This is a genomic window from Actinopolymorpha sp. B17G11 (assembly GCF_040196095.1).
In the GTDB taxonomy this organism is placed as follows: domain Bacteria; phylum Actinomycetota; class Actinomycetes; order Propionibacteriales; family Actinopolymorphaceae; genus Thermasporomyces.
Map to the genome: position 1 here is coordinate 30,305 of NZ_JBEFTW010000048.1, position 17,980 is coordinate 48,284.

Below are 17,980 nucleotides of genomic sequence, written 5' to 3' on the forward strand. Positions count from 1 at the left end.
GCCACGTTGCACGCGCCCGTGGCCACTTTGTTGGCCACTGGCGGCGGGTGTCACGCGGGTTCGAGCCGGCCTTCGAGGAGCAGCATGACGGCGTGGTTGTCGTCGTACGGCGCGTTCTGGTAGATCGGGTCGTCGTCGGGTGGCCACGCCTTCACGCGTTCGCCCTCCAGGGCGGCGTTGTTGCCCAGACGTTCGAAGATCGGGATCTTCGGGAGTAGCTCGTTGAAGATCAACGCGAGCTGGGTGACCTTCGCCTTCTGCGCCTCGATGTCGAGCCCGGCGCCGGCTTCGGCGATGAGTTTCTGGATGTCGACCTTGCCGAAGGCCTCGGTGTTCTGGGTGAGCTCGAACGCCATGCCGCGGCCGAGTTGGCTGACCGCCACGGGAATGTTCTGCGTGATGAAGTCCATCTGCAGGGAGAAGTACGGGTGCGGACTTCCGTCACTCCACTGCTGGATCGCGAGCTCGAACTCCCCCTTAGGGATCAGCGGGATGACCTCGGGGTTGACCATCCCCTTGTCCTCGATCGCGAAGCCGAAGTCGATCAGCTGTTCCATGACGTTCACCGCGGCAGCACCCCAGTCGGCGAAGTCACTGGGGTAGAGGAACTCGAATCTGGCGGGTCGGCCGTCCGGCATGGTCCAGCGGTTTCCCGACTTCCGCCAGCCGGCCTCGACCAGCAGCTGTTCCGCCCTGCCGGGGTTGTATTTGTACGGTTCCAGCTTGGCCCGGTCGGCTTCGGTGAGCCACTCGCGGACCTGGATGTCGAAGAATCCAGCCATGAACTCCGAGGGGTACGCCGACTCGCCCAGGGAGACCTCGGCAGCCTGTGCCTTGTCGATTGCGTAGGCGAGCGCCTGCCGTGCCTTGACGTCTTTGAACATCGGCACCTTGTCGAGGCTGAACGTGATCGCCGGTCCGATATAGGTCACCGGCTTGAGGACGCGGAATCCCAGCTGTTCGAACCGCTCCTGTGTCTTGAGCGGAAAGCCGTGTGTGGCGAAGTCGACCGACTTGTCGAGCACCTTGGGAGTGATGTCCGCTGTCTCGCCCTTGTAGATGACGATCTGGTCGAACCTCACCTTGTCGGCGAGGACCCCGTTGGTCTGCTTACGAAGGACGAGGCGGGTTTCGTCATAGGCCTGGAAGTCAAAACGGAAGGGCCCTGACGTGATCACCTCGGACGGGTCTTCCATCGGGTCCTTCGGGCGCCAGCTCTGGAACTCGTCGCTGAGCTTGCCGCCCTCGGGGTCGTCCATCGAGCCACCGGACTCGAAGAGCTCCTTCGCCCGCAGCGCGAAGTCGCCATAGATCTGGGCCGGGAAGATGTTCGCGCGGATGATGAAGCGCTCGACCACATCGGCGGGGTTGGTGAGCTGGAACGTGACCTGACGTTCGCCCGTCACGTCCAGGGACTTGATGAACGTCCACTCCTGCTGGCGCATGATCCAGCGACACCAGAACGTCGCCTCGACGTCCCTGGCGGTGATGGGTTCGCCGTTGTTCCAGGTCAGGTTCTCGGCGACGTTGTAGACGAACGACTTCTGGTCGAAGTCGAAGCTTTCGCACACGAGGTACAGCCACTCCTCGCGGGCCCAGTACCACATGCCGCCTGGTGCGACGATGAGGTCGAAGTACGCCCCCAGGTCGACGCGGTTCTGGAGCTCTGAGAACAGGTTGAAGTGACCGCCATCGGCCGGCAGTAGATACGGCCAACCGCCATGGAACGCCGGGCCGTCACTGGCTGCGAATGTCTCGTCACCATCTGACCTGGCCTTGCCTGTGGTGCAGGCAGTCAGGCCGGTGGCGCCGACCGCGCCGACCGCGCCGAGACCGAAGATCTCGAGGACGCGGCGCCGGGAGACTTCCCGGTGGGATGCGCCGAAGTGGTCCGATGTCGACGTCATGCTCTGTGCCATCCTCGCCAGCCAGGGAGATGGGGCGGCCCAAATGTACGCGATCCCGCACAACCTGTGCTCTAGGTGCCGCGATGTGGCCATACGCACGCAAGCGGTTACAGAGTGCGGTCGTTTTCCTTGTGGCGCTTGGGAAACAGCGCTCGGAACAGCCTGGCGGGACTGGTACAAACGATGTGAAAACGTAGAGACAACCCAAACGGGCGGGTCATTGGCCTCTCCGGCCACTTCGGGTTATTCCCATTTATTGCTCCCACTCGCCACAGTGGGCGAGACTTGGCCCCGCCATCTCTCTGCTCGCGCAGTTCCACGCGAGTGGGGTGTGGAGCGTACGTCCGCATGTGCCAACCGCACCGCAGTGCCGGCACCACAGGCCGGCACTGGTCGGCGGTCAGGGCGAGGAGGAATGGCCGGATGGTTCGATGCACCGATCTCGCGTGCACCGGTGAGGTCGAGGACGGCTACTGCAACGTGTGTGGCCTGTCGCCGGTACAAGCGGCCAGGCCGGCGCAGGCGCCCGTGGGGCCGCCGCAGCCGCCCGGGTCAGCGCATCCGTCGGGCATGCCTGCGGCCAACGGACCCATGCAACCAGGCGTCGGCACGCCGTCGTCCTGGACGGCCGATCCCGGCGGGGCGCAGTTGTGGTCGCCGGGTCCGGGTGGGCCGGCGAACGGCCAAAGCTGGACGGGTGGGCCGCCGCCGGGCTCGCCGCAGCCCGCCACACCCTTCCAGCAGGAGCTTCGCGGACCGGGCGGTGCCATTCCCTTGACGTCGCTCGCGCCGACGTCGCCTGCCCCGCAGCCTTCCGGTCCGGCGAGTGGGTCCGGTCCGGCGAGTGCATCGGGTCCTTCGGTTGGGTCGGGTCCTTCGGTTGGGTCGGATCCTTCGGTTGGGTCGGATCCGTCTGGTGGCTCAGACCCGTCGGGTGGGTCGGATCCTTCGGTTGGCTCAGGCCCGTCGGGCGGCTCGAGCCCGTCGAGTGTGTCCAGCCCGTCAAGCCCGTCCAGCGTCTCGAGAGTGTCGAGCGTCTCGAGTCAGTCGGTGGTGTCGAGCCCCTCGGCCCGCAGCATCTCCACCGGGTCCATCTCCCACCGGATCAGTGGGCGGACGCGGACGACCAGCAGCCGCACGTCGCGCTCGGCCAAACGTGGCACGCTCGGCGCGGGACTGGTCGACGTCGTCCCGGTGCCCGTTCGCGACCCCGCCGAAGCGGTCCTCGAAAAGCCCGAGGTCCGCGAGAAGGACCGCTTCTGCAGCGGCTGCAACGAGCCGGTTGGCCGCAGTCGGCCAGGCGTGCCCGGGCGGCTGGAGGGCTTCTGCCGCAAGTGCGGTCGCCGGTACTCCTTCGTACCCCGCCTGAAGGCCGGGGACCTCGTGGGCGGACAGTACGAAGTGCTGGGTTGTCTTGCCTACGGCGGATTCGGCTGGATCTACCTCGCCCGGGACCGCAACGTCAACGACCGCTGGGTCGTCATGAAGGGTCTGCTGAACGCCGGCGACACCGAGGCCCTCATCGCCGCGGCGGCCGAGCGGGCGTTCCTGGCCGAGGTCGAGCACCCGAACATCGTCAAGATCTACAACTTCGTCCGCCACTTCGACCCGTCGACGGCCCAGATGGTCGGCTACATCGTCATGGAGTACGTCGGTGGCCGGTCGCTCAAGGACCACCTGTTGGAGCTGCGCAAGGAGGAGGGCGACCTCGCCTCGATCCCGCTCAGCCAGTCCATCGCGTACATCCTCGAAGTGCTCCGGGCGTTCAGCTACCTCCACGAGCGGGGTCTGCTCTACTGCGACTTCAAGCCGGAGAACGCCATCCAGTCCGAGGAGCAGCTGAAGCTGATCGACCTCGGCGGCGTCACCCGGATCGGCGCCGAAGGCGACATCTACGGCAGCGTCGGCTACCAGGCGCCTGAAATCGCGACCACCGGCGCCTCGATCGCGTCCGACCTCTACACGGTCGGGCGGACCCTCGCCGTGCTCAGTTTCCCGTTCAGGGGGTTCTCGACGAAGCTGACCGACCGGCTCCCGCCGCGGGAGGAGATCCCGCTCCTCCAGCGGTACGACTCACTGGACCGGTTCCTGCGACGTTCCACTCACCTCGAGCCGAGTGTGCGGTTCCAGGACGCGGCGGAGATGGCCGAGCAGCTCACCGGCATCCTGCGTGAGGTGCTGGCCTCCGAGGACGGGCGGCCGCGCCCCGGCCAGTCCCGGCTGTTCGGCATCGAGACCGACCCGGCGGGTACGGAGATCCCCGGGCTGGAGGGCACGCAGGGTCCGGTGCTCGGTGTCCTCGACCCGATGCAGGCGGCGGCGGCGCTGCCCGTCCCGTTGGTCGACCCGAGCGACCCGGCCGCGACCTTCCTGGCCGGCCTCTCCACGAGCGATCCGCACGACGTGCTCGCCGCGCTGCAGGCGAGTCCGGTGCAGTCGCCAGAGGTCATGCTGATGATGACGCGGACCACCATCGCGCTCGGTGACCTGAAACGTGCCGAGGCGTTGCTCGTCAACCTCGCCTCGACGCTGCCGGGTGACTGGAGAGTGTTCTGGTACGACGCGGTGGCGGCGCTGTCGGTGGGCGAGCTGGGCATCGCCTCCGAACGCTTCGACGAGTTGTACTTCATGCTGCCGGGCGAAGCTGCCACGAAGCTCGCCCTCGCCTTCGCCCGCGAGTGCGTCGGCGACGTGGGCTCGGCCGCGAGCCTCTACGACACGATCTGGCGTACCGACCGCACGTACGTGAGCGCGGCGTTCGGACTGGCCAGGATCCTCGTCGCGGATGAGGACCGGGCCAGCGCGATCCGCGTGCTCGACACGGTGCCGAGCGTCTCCAGCCGCTACATCCCCGCCCAGGTGGCGACCATCGCCTGTGCGGTACGGAACCGCCGGCCGGAGACCATGACCGACGCCGAGATCACCAACGCCGCGGACCGGCTCCAGGCCCTCGGGCTCGACGCCGTACGCCACGACCTGCTCGCGGTCGAGATCCTCGGCGCCGCGCAGACGTACGTCCAGGCAGATCGGCCCGTGCGACCTGGCACCACCGTGCTCGGCGCGCCGATGACCGACACCGGACTGCGCCGCGAGCTCGCCCGGACCTATCGCCGCCTGGCCCAGCACTCGTCGGGCAAGGACGAGCGGTACACGATGGTGAGCCTCGCGAACTCCGTACGACCGAGAACGTGGGTGTAGACGTGTTGACCTGCCCGTCCTGCGAATACCCCGCGCATCAGGCCGACACCTACTGCGAGGGATGCGGATACCGCTTGCTGCCGAGGCAACCGCAGCCTCGTGACCGCATGGAGGTCGACCACCCGGGTGCGGCGGGGGTGAGCGACCGGGGCCTGGAGCACTATCGCAACGAGGACTCGGTGGGTGTCCTCGACTACGTGTTCGGTCACGAGCGGGGGGTCGTGGCCGTGGTCTGTGACGGCATCTCGAACTCGCCGCGTCCCGACCGTGCCTCGCAGGCGGCGGTCGACGTCGGCACCGAGGCCCTGGTCGCGCATCTCCGTGCGGGCTACCAGGCGGGTGAGGCGACCAAGGCGGCGGTGGCCAGTGCCGGGAAGGCGGTGTCGGCCCTTGCCACATCACCAGCTGACGCACCAGCCTGCACCTATGTATCGGCCATTGTGGAGCGCGACGTGGTGACCGTGGGTTGGGTGGGCGACAGCCGTGCGTACTGGTTGGCCGCCGACGCGCGGACGCAGTCTGTCGTTCTCACCAAGGACGACTCCCTGGTGAACCATCTGTCCGAGACGGGGGAGATGACTCACGACGAGGCCAGGAGGCAGCCGAACGGCGGCGCCCTGGTCAAGTGGCTGGGGGCGGATGCGGAGGACATCCGCCCGCGCATCGTGAGCTGCGAGCCCGGCGCTCCTGGTGCCGTGCTCATCTGCAGTGACGGCCTGTGGAAGTACCTTCCCCAGGCCGAGGCACTGGCCGCGGCCGTTCCTGGCGCTGCCAAGGCGCCGATGGCGGCTGCGCGCTCGTTGGTGCAGTTGGCGCTCGACGCCGGCGGTCATGACAACGTCACCGTGGTCGTGATTCCGTACCCACCCGAGGGAGGGCATAGAGGATGAATGGTGGTTCCGGTTTCACGTTGACGATCTCCCAGAACAAGTTTCTCGCCCATGGTGCGCGAGAGGTCAACGCGATTGTGACCATCGAGTCGACCGGACTCGGTGGACTGTTGGGGGGCGAGGAACCCGACACCGGGATGGCGGAGGTCATCATCCTGGACACGTCGGCCTCGATGGAGTGGCCGATCACGAAGATCATGGCGGCCCGGCAGGCCGCGATGAAGGCGGTCGACAACCTCCGCGACGGAGTTTCGTTCGCGGTGGTCGCAGGTAACCACGTCGCCACCATGGTCTACCCGCGCGAGGAGCAGACGGTCGAGGCCAACCGGCGTACGAAGATCGAGGCGAAGGCGGCGATCGGTGGCCTGGCTCCCAGCGGAGGTACGGCGATGGGGGCATGGCTCCAGCTCGCGGCCCAACTCTTCGCTCCGCACCGCGACGACCTCCGGCACGCGATCCTGTTGACCGACGGCAAGAACGAACACGAGGCGCCGGAGCAGTTCGGCGCGACTCTCTCGGCGGTCGCCGGGAGCTTCGTGTGTGACTGTCGCGGTGTCGGCACCGACTGGGAGCCCGACGAGTTGCGCCGGGTGTCCTCGGCCCTCCTGGGAAGCGTCGACATCGTTCCGGATCCCAACGACCTCGAAGCGGACTTCCGCGCGATGACCGAGCACGCCATGGGCAAGTCCATCGGCGACGTCGCCCTGCGGATCTGGCGGCCGGAGGCGTCGCGGCTGAAGTTCGTCCGGCAGGTCCTTCCGAGCGTCGAGGACCTGACGGAGCGTGGCGTGAAGGCCGGTCGGATGGCGTACGACTTCCCGACCGGTTCGTGGGGGAACGAGGTCCGCGACTACCACATCTGCATCGAGGTGATGTCGGGTGCGGTCGGTCAGGAGATGCGGGCCGCCTGGGTCCGCCTGGTCCAGCCCGGGGATCCGCCCGAGGTCCTGGCGTCCGGCAACGTCCTGGCGTCGTGGACCGACGAGGAGGGCGACTACACCGTGATCGATCCCCAGGTCGCCCACTACACCGGTCAGCAGGAACTCGCCGAGGTCATCCAGGCTGGCCTGCACGCCAAACGGTCCGGTGACCTCGACACGGCGACGACCCGGCTTGGTCGGGCGGTCACCCTGGCGCGACAGACGGGGAACGAAGCGACCTCCGCGCTCCTGGACAAAGTTGTCGACGTCATCGACCACGAGTCCGGAACTGTGCGGCTGAAGTCCGTGGTCGACAAGGTCGACGAGATGTCACTCGACACCCGGTCGACCCGCACCGTTCGTACCCGCAAGGAGTGACATGTCGACGTGCCCAGCCGGTCATCAGTCCGCCGACAGCGACTACTGCGAGACGTGCGGGATCCGCATGACCAGCATGCCTTCGACGAGCACGTCCGCGACCACGGTGTTGGGCGTGGTCTCGGAGTCGTCCACCCCCGACTGCCCGGTCTGCGGTGAACGGCTCGTCGACAGGTTCTGTGAAGGATGCGGGTTCGACACGCTCCAGGCGAGAAGGTCACACCAGGCGGTACCCCCGCCCGCCGCTCCGGCGACGAGTGGCTGGCCGGGATCGACCGAGAGTGGCTGGCCGGGATCGACCGAGAGTGGCTGGCCGGGATCGACCGGGAGCGGTTGGCCGGGTAGCCGCGTCGACTGGATCGCCGTCGTCGGTGCCGACCGGGACTACTACGAGCGGCTGATGGCAGAAACCGGGTCCAGCCCGACCACGCTGCCGTACCCGTCGTACCACCCCGAGCGGCAGTATCCGCTCACGGCGCAGTTCGTCCAGATCGGCCGCCGCAGCGTCGGGCGGGGCATCCGGCCGGACATCGATCTCAGCCTTCCGCCGGAGGATCCGGCCGTCTCGCACCAACACGCCGTGCTCCTGTCCAAGCCGGACGGCGCGTGGTCGCTGGTGGACCTCGGCGCGACGAATGGCACGCTGCTCAACGACAACCCCGAGCCGGTTTCGGCACACATCGAAGTTCCGTTGCGCCAGGGCGACCGGATCTACCTCGGCGCCTGGACCGTCATCACTCTCCGGAAGGGATGAACGCGAGGTGGCAGTGAAGACGGCGGCCCCACCGGCCGGTGGGCTCCTGCGTCGTGCGCGGACGACGCCGGGCCGCGTGCGCATGCTCACCGTGCTTGTCGTCCTGACCCTCGGGGCGCTGGCGACGTTCGGCAGTCTGGCCATCGACAACGCCCGGGACGGCGTACGCGTCATCGGCCATGGTGCGGGCCCACAGGTCGTCGCCACCGGCGACCTCTACTACGCGCTCAGCGACATGAACGCCCAGGTCGCCAACGTCCTGCTGGCCGGCAGGGAGGCGAGCCTCGGCATCAGCCGGACCGCCGCCCTGGAGCGGTACGAAGATCGCCGCACCCAGGCCAGTCGCGCGGTCATGCAGGCCACCAGTCTCGCCGCCGGTGACAGCGGCCAGGACGACACCATCCGGGAGGTGTTGGACGGGATCGGCAAGTACGAACGCCTGGCCTCCCAGGCGATGATTCTGGACGCGCGCACGGAGGGCACGGGTCCGCTGCCGCAGCAGGCGATCGACCTGTACCGCGAAGCCAACACGCTGATGAACCGCGACGTGTTGCCCAAAGCCCGGACGGTCACCGTGGAGAGTGACGAGTCCGTGCAGGGGACCTATGAACGCGCGCAGTCGCAGGTGAGCAACCTCCCGCTCTGGATCGCCGTGAGCGGCGTCGCCACGATCCTCGCCCTGATCGGGCTGCAGGTCTACCTGTCGGCGCGGTTCCGCCGCATCCTCAATCCGGCGCTGGTCCTGGCGACCGTCGCGACGTTCGTCCTCGTCGTGGCCAGCCTCTTCGTGCTGTCTGTCGCGCAGGAGAACCTCACCGCGGCCAAGGCCGAAGGCCACGACAAGATCCTTTCGGTCTCCCGGTCGAGGGCCGCCAACAACACGTTGCAGGCCAACGAGGGAAGCTACCGTCTCGACGTACGCCAGAACGTCGCGTCGGCGGAGAAGCTGCGCGGCATCGAGGAACGGATGGGGCCCCTGCTCGACGGCTTCGCCAACACCGACCGCACGATGGTCGCGCTCATCAAGGATCACAGGCAGGCATTCGTCCGGGCGATCGCCGAGAGTGACAAGGCACTGAACGGTTGGCACCTGATCTTTCCCGGCGCCGTGGCCGGGATCGCTCTGCTCGTCCTGCTGGGCGTGCGGCCACGCCTCGCCGAGTACCGCTGAGCCGAGCGGGGTCCGGGCGCTTCGTTCCCGCCGTGTGTCGTGGTCTGGCGAGTCGTGGCCCTTGGTGGGGGAATGAGCGATTTGGCGAGAATCAGAAGGTCGTACGCACTGCTTTAGTGCATGGTGATCCACTCCATAGTCGATCCCTGTCAGGAATCTGGGTGCTGTCTCGTTCGGAGGGCAAGCGAACAGACAGGAGCACGATCATGCGGCACCGCATCATCGTCCTGGGGGCCGGATACGCCGGAGCCTCCGCCGCCGGGTTCCTCGCCCGCCGTCTCCAACCCGCCGACTTCGAGATCACCGTCGTCAACGCCGAACCCGACTTCGTCGAGCGGATGCGCCTGCACCAGCTCGCCGCCGGCCAGAACCTGCGCCGCTACGGATTGGCGGAGATGTTCGCCGGCACCGGCATCCGGCTGCACCTGGCGCGCGTGACCGACGTCGACCCCGAGCGTCGGACCGTCACCGTGACCGACGGCGCCGGCACCGACCGGCTGGAGTACGACACTCTCCTCTACACACTCGGCAGCACGGCAGCCGACCACGGCGTTCCGGGCGTGGACGAGCACGCCTTCCACGTCGCCGGACGGCCGGCGGCGCTGCGCCTGCGCCAGCACCTGGATGAGCTGGGCGGAAACGGGACGGTGCTGGTCGTCGGCGGCAACCTGACCGCGATCGAGGCCGCCACCGAGATCGCCGAATGCCGCCCCGGCCTGCAGGTCACCCTCGCCACCACCGGCGAGCTGGGCGGGTGGCTCGGACCGAAGGCCCGCCGCCACCTGATGCGCGCCTTCGACCGCTTCGGCGTCGCGGTCCACGAGCACACCACGGTCGAGCGCGTCGAGGCGACGAAGGCCGTCGCCGCTGACGGCACCACCTTCTCCTCCGACGCGACCGTGTGGGCGGCCGGCTTCGCCGTCCACCCCATCGCCGCCGCCAGCGGTCTCGCAGTCGAAGATGACGGCCGGATCACCGTCGACCGGATGATGCGGTCGGTCTCGCATCCGGAGGTCTACGCCGCAGGCGACAGCGTCTACGCCATCGGCGAGAACGGTCGGCCGCTGCCGATGTCCTGCGCCTCTGCGGGGTTCACCAGGATGCAGGCGACGGCCGCGATCGTCGGGGACCTGACCGGTCGCAAGATCTCGACGACCCCGTTGGCCTACCTCGGCAACTGCATCAGCCTCGGAGGGAAGGACGCGATCTTCCAAGCGGTCGACGGCGACGCGCGGTCGACGTCGTGGTCGCTGCGCGGTCGGGCCGCCGCGCGCGTCAAGGCGTTCGTCCTCAACGGGACCGCCTGGAACATGGGCCACCCGACCTACGGACTGCCGACCCGCAAGCGCCGTCTCGCGACCACGACCGGAGGCCACACGGAGGCGGTGGCCGCCTAGATGGCCATTTAGGGTGGCGTTCGTGGACGCCGCCACCGTGGAGCGTTTCGAGGCCAACCGGGACCGGTTGGCCTCGCTCGCCTACCGTCTGCTCGGCTCGGCCGCCGACGCCGAGGACGCGGTGCAGGACGCGTTCCTGCGCTGGCAGGCCGCCGACCGGGAGCGCATCCAGGTGCCCGAGGCGTGGCTGACCAGGGTGGTCACCAACCTGTCTCTGGACCGGCTCCGTTCGGCGAGTAGGCGGTACGAACGCGCGGTCGGCGACGGGCTTCCCGAACCGCTCCTCGACGGCGACCCCATGCTGGGCCCGGCCGACACCGTTGAGCAGCGCGAATCGGTGACCTTGGCGGTGTTGACGCTGATGGAGCGTCTCTCGCCGATCGAACGGGCGGTCTACGTCCTGCGCGAGGCCTTCTCCCACAGCCACGCCGAGATCGCCGAGATCCTCGACATCACCGAGTCCGCGAGCCAGCAGCACGCCCACCGGGCCCGGCGCCGCATCGCGACCGAGCGCAACGTCAGTGAAGTCGACCATGCGTCCGCGCGCCGAATCGTCGAGGCGTTCGTCGACGCCGCCTCCTCGGGTCGCACCGAACGGCTGCTGGCGTTGTTGACCGACGACGCGACCGCGATCTCCGACGGCGCCGGGCTGGGCGGGAAGATCCTGCGGACCTCGGACCCCGAGCGGATCGCCGCCACGATGCGAGCCGGCTTCAAGCCGACTCCGGCGAAACGGAAACTGGCCGGCGGCTCCCCGGCGATCCACTCCGGCATGGTCAACGGCTCCCCCGCCATGATCGCCGCGCTCGAGGACCGGGTTGTCGGCGTGGTGATCCTGGAGGTCCGCGACGGCAAGATCGCGGCCCTACGCGGTGTGGCCTCCCCGGCCCGCCTCGGCCGCCTCACCGAGGAATGGCTCCGGCACGAGCACGATGACCCCCTCATCGAATCGTGGTGACCGAAAGCACCCGAATCTCTTGATCCGGTACTATGTTCGAACGCTCACCTCACGCCAGGCACCCAGGGATTCGTCGATGGGCAACGTCGTCCGCGCCGCCGCCCACGATCACGGTGCCACCTCGTCCGACCTCGCCCCCCTCGACTGGGCGGCTGATCCGTTCGCCGGGCAGTCCGCCCGAGATGCCCGGTGGCTTCGTCCGGGCGCCCACACGGTCGTCGGCGGACACGCCATCCCCGGCGGCATGATCTACCTCGGCCGGCGACTTCCGGCAGCGCGTGGCGGCCGGGTCGAGCCCGCACTCATCGATCCTGACCTGGAGCTCGCGCCCCGGTGTCCCGGGACCGGCGGCAAGGACCTGGGCTACTGGCCGTCGTACGACCGGATCCCGCCGGAGAGCCGGGCCGCCTACCTGCACTGGCTCGCCGACGGTCGCCGCGCACCGGGGGTGCCGATCGGTTACGTGTTCCTCTTCTTCTACGGCCTCGAGCGGCGCCTCCTCCACGACATCATGGCCGACCCGTCCCTGCGTGCTGAGGTGCCCTTGCTGGCCGCGGAAGTGCAGGGCCTGCTCGAGGCCTACGGCACCCACGCGTCGTTCCGGCGCTATGCGACGGAGTTCTCCCACCTGCTCGAGCTGGTCGGGGCTCCCGATGAGACGCCATCGGACGCGTTCGCCGTCCCCGAGCTTCGGGAGCCGAGGTGGCCACCGCCGATGACACTGCGGCGGGCGTTGGGTGCGTTCGCCACCGAAGGACGTCGGCTGCCGGCCACATGGGCGCTGGCGTGGGCGTGGTACCACCCCGACATCTCCCTGCGTACTCCCGCGTTCCGGTGCCGGGACGAGTTCGCGCGGTTGTTCACGGTGCGGTACGCGGATGCCCATGGTGAGGGTCTGCTTGTCGAGCCCGGCCAGCGTCGCCTGTGCGTCGAGTACCAGCCCGCGAGCGCCGGCCTCCGGCCGATGCGGTACGGACGGGATGTTCCCGATCTCTACCTGGCGGACGAACCACGCCGGCGGCTCGCCGAGTTGGTCGGCAGGGTCACCGACGACCTCGGTGCCTACAGCCGCTGGCTGCGCCGCCACGACCACCGGGGCGACACGATCGCGGCGGCGGCGTTGCTGCCGGCCGAGCTGGTGGTCGACGCGGAGGGGCGGGCGCTCGACCCGGAGGTCGCCGCGTGGCAGGGCTGGATCGAGCGCCGTCTCACTGGTGCATCATCGACCACTGTTGACGCCGGCGAGCTGATCGCCAGGTGGCCCACCACGGCAGCTGGCGCGATGACGCGACGGGAGGCCGCCGCCCTGTGCCGACTGCTCGGCCACCTCGGCATCGGTCTCGAACCGGACGTACGCATGGGTGGGCCGGCGCCGACCGCCGGTCAGGCCGCGGTGGTGTTCCGAACCGATGTCGACGTTCCGCCGGTGGCCGGTGAGAATTACGCGGCCGCCGTCACGTTCGCGCAGCTCGCCGCGGCTGTCCTGGCTGCCGACAGCCAGCTCGGCGAGGACCAGCGCCGGCAGGTGAGCGAACTGGCGTGCGCGGCCCTCCCGCTCGGCGCCGGTGAACGCCTGCGGCTGGGCGCACATCTGCACTGGTTGGCCACCTCGGCCCAGTGCGGCCTCACGGTACTGCGAAGGCGCCTCGACGGGTTGTCCGGCACTCTCCGGGCGAAGATCGGCGAGCTGCTCATCACGACCGCCACCGCGGGCGGCACGGTGCTGCCGCATCATGTGACCAGTCTGCTGACGAGTTACCGCCGACTCGGGTTGGACCCGGACACCGTGCCCAACCGCGTACACGCTTCGCTCACGACTCCATCTGCCATGTCGTCCAGGTCTGCGATCGCGCCCGCTTCCGCGCGGGCGCCGGTGCCCGCCGCGGCGGCGTCTGCACCAGCGGGTCTGGCTCCTCCTGCGCCCGTGGCTGTGCCCGGGCCTGTGCGCATGCCCACGCCGTTGCCCGCGAACGAACCGGTGACGGTGCAGGCGGGCGGCGCGGCTGTGGGCGAGTACCTCCTCCCGCGGCGACCATCTGCCGAGCCCGCTGTCCCAGCTCCGGATCCGGCACGGGTGCCCGCTCCGGACCCGCCCGCGCTGATGCCGCTGGACACCGCCGCGATCGAGGCCAAGCTCGCCGAGACCGCCACCGTTTCCACCCTGCTGCACCGCATCTTCGCCGACGATGAACCCGCCGAGGGCGATGCCGCGGGCGTGGCAGAGAACGAGCCGGATAGCGACGCGGAGAACGAGACAGGTAACGACGCGGGCGACCTTGCGTCCACCCACGCAGGGCGCTGCGACAACGAATCGGGCGGGGTCGAGCTCGTGCCCGGCCTCGACGCGCCGCATTCGGCGCTACTACGTGCCCTGGCCGAGCGTCCGGCCTGGCCGCGGGACGCCTTCGATGCCCTGGCGGTCGGGCTGGGGTTGTTACCGGCGGGTGCCCTCGACCTTCTCAACGAGGTCGCTCTCGACGCCGCCGACGAACCCCTCACGGCCGGCGAGGACGTCCTCGAGATCGACGACGACGTACTCCAGGAGCTCCTAGGGGAAACGGGATGAGCGAGCGCACCGAGCGAACCACCACGCCGAGCGCGCCCACGACCACGACATCCGACGCGGCGTCGACCCGGATCCGGCCACGGGATCGCGACACGTTGGTGCAGGCGCTGCGCGCGGGCGTCGTACCCCGCGCGGGACAACAGCACATCCAGGTCGGCCGCGTCGCCGAGGTCAAGGCCCTGGTGTCCGACATCGCCCGCGTCGACGACGGCGGATCGACCGCACGGTTCGTGATCGGCGAGTTCGGGTCGGGCAAGACGTTCTTCCTGCACCTGGTCCGGTCGATCGCCCTGCAGCAGAAGCTGGTGACAGTGCACGCCGACCTGTCGCCCGACCGGCGCCTGCACGCCACGGGTGGTCAGGCACGCAGCCTCTACACCGAGCTGATGCGCAGCATGGCCACCCGGGCCAAGCCGGACGGCGGTGCCATGGCGGGCGTCGTGGAACGCTTCGTGACCGCCGCGCTGGCGCAGGCGCGCGACAACGCCGAGGCTCCGGACGACGTGATCCGTGCCCGTCTCGCCGAGTTGGCGGAGCTGACCGGCGGCTACGACTTCGCCGAGGTCATCGCGGCGTACTGGCGGGGCCATGACACCGGCGATGACCAGCTGCAGACCGACGCGGTGCGGTGGTTGCGGGGCGAGTTCTCCACCCGGACCGAGGCTCGAAAAGCCCTTGGCGTACGTACGATCGTCGACGACAGCAACGTCTACGACCAGCTGAAGCTGCTGGCCCGCTTCGTCCGGCTGGCCGGCTACGGTGGGCTGCTGGTCTGCCTCGACGAGATGGTCAACCTCTACAAACTGGCCAACACCCAGGCCCGCAACGCCAACTACGAACAGCTCCTGCGCATCGTCAACGACAGCTTGCAGGGCAGCGCGGGAAGCCTCGGCTTCGTCTTCGGTGGTACGCCGGACTTCCTGCTCGACACCCGGCGCGGGCTCTTCAGCTATCCGGCCCTGCAGTCTCGGTTGGCCGAGAACACCTTCGCCACCGACGGATTGGTCGACCACTCCGGCCCGGTCCTGCGCCTCGCCAACCTCTCACCCGAGGACCTCTACATCCTGCTGGGCAAGCTGCGCCACGTGTTCGCCGGCGGTGACCCGGCGGCCTACCTGGTGCCGGACGAAGGGCTGGAGGCGTACATGCGACACTGCGCTTCCCGCATCGGCGATGCCTACTTCCGTACGCCACGCAACACGATCAAGGGTTTCCTCGACCTGCTCGCCGTGCTGGAGCAGAACCCTGGCGAAGACTGGCGGAAGCTGGTCGGCACGGTCGGTCTCGCGGCCGAGACGGATCCGGAGCTCGCGCCACTCGCCGACGACGCCGCGCCGACCACGCCCGCCGACGACGCCGCGCCCGCTCCCGTCCGATCTGCAGGATCGCCTGATGACGACGACCTCACCAGCTTCCGGCTCTGACCCGCCGGCCGTCGCCGTCCCGGAGCCGGCGACGTCGTCGGCGTCGTCGGCGTTCGAACGCTTCCATCCCCGCGTACGCCAGTGGATCTGGGACCAGGGCTGGCAGTCGCTGCGGAGCGCGCAGGAGCACGCGGCCGCGCCGATCATGGCCGGCGACCGCGACGTGATCGTCGCCGCCGCAACGGCCAGCGGCAAGACGGAGGCGGCCTGGCTGCCGATCTGCTCGGTCATCGCCATGCAGGCGGAGGACGACACCGCGGAGCCCGGCGTCAAGGCGCTCTACCTCAGTCCGCTGAAGGCGTTGATCAACGACCAGCACTCCCGGCTCGACCAGCTCTGCGAGCACCTCGACCTGCCCGTGCACCGCTGGCACGGCGACGTCGCGGGCTCGCAGAAGCGCCTCGTCACCCGTAACCCGGACGGCCTGCTGCTCATCACGCCTGAGTCGCTGGAGTCGCTGTTCGTCAACCAGGGCGAGAAGATCGTGCGGTTGTTCGGCGGGCTGCGGTACGTGGTGATCGACGAGCTGCATTCGTTCATCGGCACCGAGCGCGGCGCGCAGCTTCGCTCCCTCCTGCACCGACTCGAGCTCGCGGTCAGGCACCGGATTCCCCGCATCGCGCTGTCCGCGACGCTCGGCGACTTCGGTGCCGCGGCGGAGTTCCTTCGTCCGGGGGCCGGACCCGACGTGGCTGTCGTCTCCTCCGTCGACGCTGATTCGCCCAGAAATGACGACAGGACCGAGCTTCGCATGCAGCTGCGGGGGTACATCGCCGCGGATCCGGTCAAGGTCAACGCCGATCCGACCGGCGAGACCGGCGTCGACTATGACAAGGGTGCGATCGCCGACCACCTCTTCGCCACGCTGCGCGGCAGCGACAACCTCGTCTTCACCAACGCCCGCGGCCTGGTGGAGATCTACACCGACCTGCTCTCCCGGCGTAGTGCGGCCGCCAACGTCCCGAACGAGTTCCAGCCCCACCACGGCAACCTGTCCAAGGAGGTCCGGGAGCACGTGGAGGACCGGCTCAAGGCGTCCGACACCCCGACGACGGCGGTCTGCACGTCCACGCTGGAGATGGGAATCGACATCGGCTCTGCCGACTCGGTAGCCCAGATCGGTTCTCCGCTTGCGGTCTCGGTCCTGCGCCAGCGCCTCGGCCGGTCCGGCCGGCGCGGCCAGCCCGCCGTGCTCCGGATGTACGTCTCCGAACCCGAACTCACCGACCACACCCCACCCGCCGACGCCCTGCGCAGCCAGCTGATGCAGACGATCGCGATGGTCGACCTGCTGCTGGAGCGGTGGTACGAACCGCCGGACCTGCACCGGCTGCACCTGTCGACGCTGCTCCAGCAGATCCTGTCGGTCATCGCCCAACGCGGCGGCGCCGAGGCGGAGCCGCTGTTCGACGCGCTGTGCGCCCACGGGCCGTTTCGTACGGTCGACAAGGGAACGTTCGTCGCGCTCCTGCGCGCCATGGGCGAGGCGGACCTGATCAGCCAGGACACCGAAGGTCTCCTGCTCCCCGGGTCGGCGGGGGAGAAGCTGATCAACCACTTCAGCTTCTACACCGCGTTCACGACCGACGACGAGTACCGGCTGGTGTCGTACGGACGCACGCTCGGATCGCTGCCGGTCGAGTACCCGATCTCCGTCGGCAGCCTGCTGATCTTCAGCGGCCGGCGTTGGCGGGTGCTCGCGGTCGAGTCGCAGCAGCGGGTCATCGACCTGGCGCCCGCCCGGGGCGGGCGACCGCCGACGTTCCCCGGCATGGGCCCTGACGTCGCCGACGAGGTGCGCCGCCGGATGCGTACGTGGTACGAAGCCGACGCGGTCCCGGTCTACCTCGACCGGACCGCGCAACGCCTGCTGGCCGAGGGGCGCGCGGCATACCGGCGGCTCAGCCTCGACCAGCAGCCCCTTCTGTCGTGGGGACGCGACACCGTGCTGCTGCCCTGGCGCGGCGACAAGATCATGAACACCCTGTCGGTCGTCCTCAGGGACCACCGGCTCGAGGTCGGGCAGGACGGTGTGGCGTTGACCGTCCGGCGTACCAACGTCGTGGGTCTGTGGGAGCTCATCCGGCAGCTCGCCTGCGCTCCGCCGCCCGATCCGCTGGAGCTGGCCGAGAAGGTCGCGAACAAGGCGGCCGACAAGCACGACAACTACCTCGACGACGCCCTGCTCACCAAGTCCTACGCCGCCCGCAGTCTCGACGTGCCCGGCGCCTGGTCGGCGCTCCGTATGCTGGCCGAGACCCCTCGCCCCGAGTGACGGAGAGGTGGAGCCTTGCCGAGTTGTGATGCTGTCGTGTGTCGGCGACCCGGTGACATCGAGTGCGCGACGCTCGACCTGGCGCGCGTGGGTCCGGGGCAGTTGCTCGTACGGACTCTGATGTCGGGGGTCAGTACGGGTA

Annotated in this window: 11 protein-coding genes; 10 read left to right on the top strand and 1 reads right to left on the bottom strand. The window is 69.0% G+C overall.

The genetic code is table 11. The annotated features are described in order from the left end of the window. Positions 1-50: 50 nt before the first annotated feature. Entirely contained in the window at positions 51-1,907 is a 1,857-nt protein-coding gene (locus ABN028_RS31760) for an ABC transporter substrate-binding protein (RefSeq protein WP_349331383.1), read from the bottom strand. 1,104 nt (positions 1,908-3,011) lie between these two features. Between ABN028_RS31760 and ABN028_RS31765 the strand changes: the two genes are divergently transcribed. The 10 genes from ABN028_RS31765 (at position 3,012) to ABN028_RS31810 (ending at position 17,838) form a co-directional block, all read left to right on the top strand. After that, entirely contained in the window at positions 3,012-5,105 is a 2,094-nt protein-coding gene (locus ABN028_RS31765) for a serine/threonine-protein kinase (RefSeq protein WP_502877647.1), read from the top strand. Between the two features lie 107 nt (positions 5,106-5,212). Further along, positions 5,213-5,995 (top strand): PP2C family protein-serine/threonine phosphatase, encoded by a 783-nt coding sequence (locus tag ABN028_RS31770; RefSeq protein WP_349331384.1) that lies wholly within the window; start codon positions 5,213-5,215, stop codon positions 5,993-5,995. Continuing rightward, a complete protein-coding gene (locus ABN028_RS31775) occupies positions 5,992-7,293 on the top strand; it encodes a vWA domain-containing protein (RefSeq protein WP_349331385.1) in 1,302 nt (433 codons plus the stop codon). Before ABN028_RS31770 ends, ABN028_RS31775 begins: the two co-directional genes overlap by 4 nt. A 1-nt stretch (position 7,294) precedes the next feature. Then, positions 7,295-8,047: an FHA domain-containing protein gene (locus ABN028_RS31780; RefSeq protein ID WP_349699161.1), complete on the top strand. Its 753-nt coding sequence runs from the start codon at positions 7,295-7,297 to the stop codon at positions 8,045-8,047. A 7-nt stretch (positions 8,048-8,054) separates the two neighbouring features. Next, positions 8,055-9,218, top strand: coding sequence for a GlnX family signal transduction membrane protein (locus tag ABN028_RS31785; protein ID WP_349699162.1), 1,164 nt, complete (start codon positions 8,055-8,057; stop codon positions 9,216-9,218). Between the two features lie 206 nt (positions 9,219-9,424). Then, positions 9,425-10,615, top strand: a complete 1,191-nt coding sequence (locus tag ABN028_RS31790; RefSeq protein WP_349699163.1) for an NAD(P)/FAD-dependent oxidoreductase — start codon at positions 9,425-9,427, stop codon at positions 10,613-10,615. 22 nt (positions 10,616-10,637) lie between these two features. Next, positions 10,638-11,573, top strand: coding sequence for a sigma-70 family RNA polymerase sigma factor (locus ABN028_RS31795; protein ID WP_349331389.1), 936 nt, complete (start codon positions 10,638-10,640; stop codon positions 11,571-11,573). A 76-nt stretch (positions 11,574-11,649) separates the two neighbouring features. Beyond that, entirely contained in the window at positions 11,650-14,139 is a 2,490-nt protein-coding gene (locus ABN028_RS31800; protein WP_349699164.1) for a TerB N-terminal domain-containing protein, read from the top strand. After that, complete coding sequence (locus ABN028_RS31805) at positions 14,136-15,563, top strand: ATP-binding protein (protein ID WP_349699165.1); 1,428 nt, start codon at positions 14,136-14,138, stop codon at positions 15,561-15,563. Before ABN028_RS31800 ends, ABN028_RS31805 begins: the two co-directional genes overlap by 4 nt. Beyond that, a complete protein-coding gene (locus tag ABN028_RS31810; RefSeq protein ID WP_349699166.1) occupies positions 15,532-17,838 on the top strand; it encodes a DEAD/DEAH box helicase in 2,307 nt (768 codons plus the stop codon). Before ABN028_RS31805 ends, ABN028_RS31810 begins: the two co-directional genes overlap by 32 nt. Positions 17,839-17,980 lie beyond the last annotated feature (142 nt).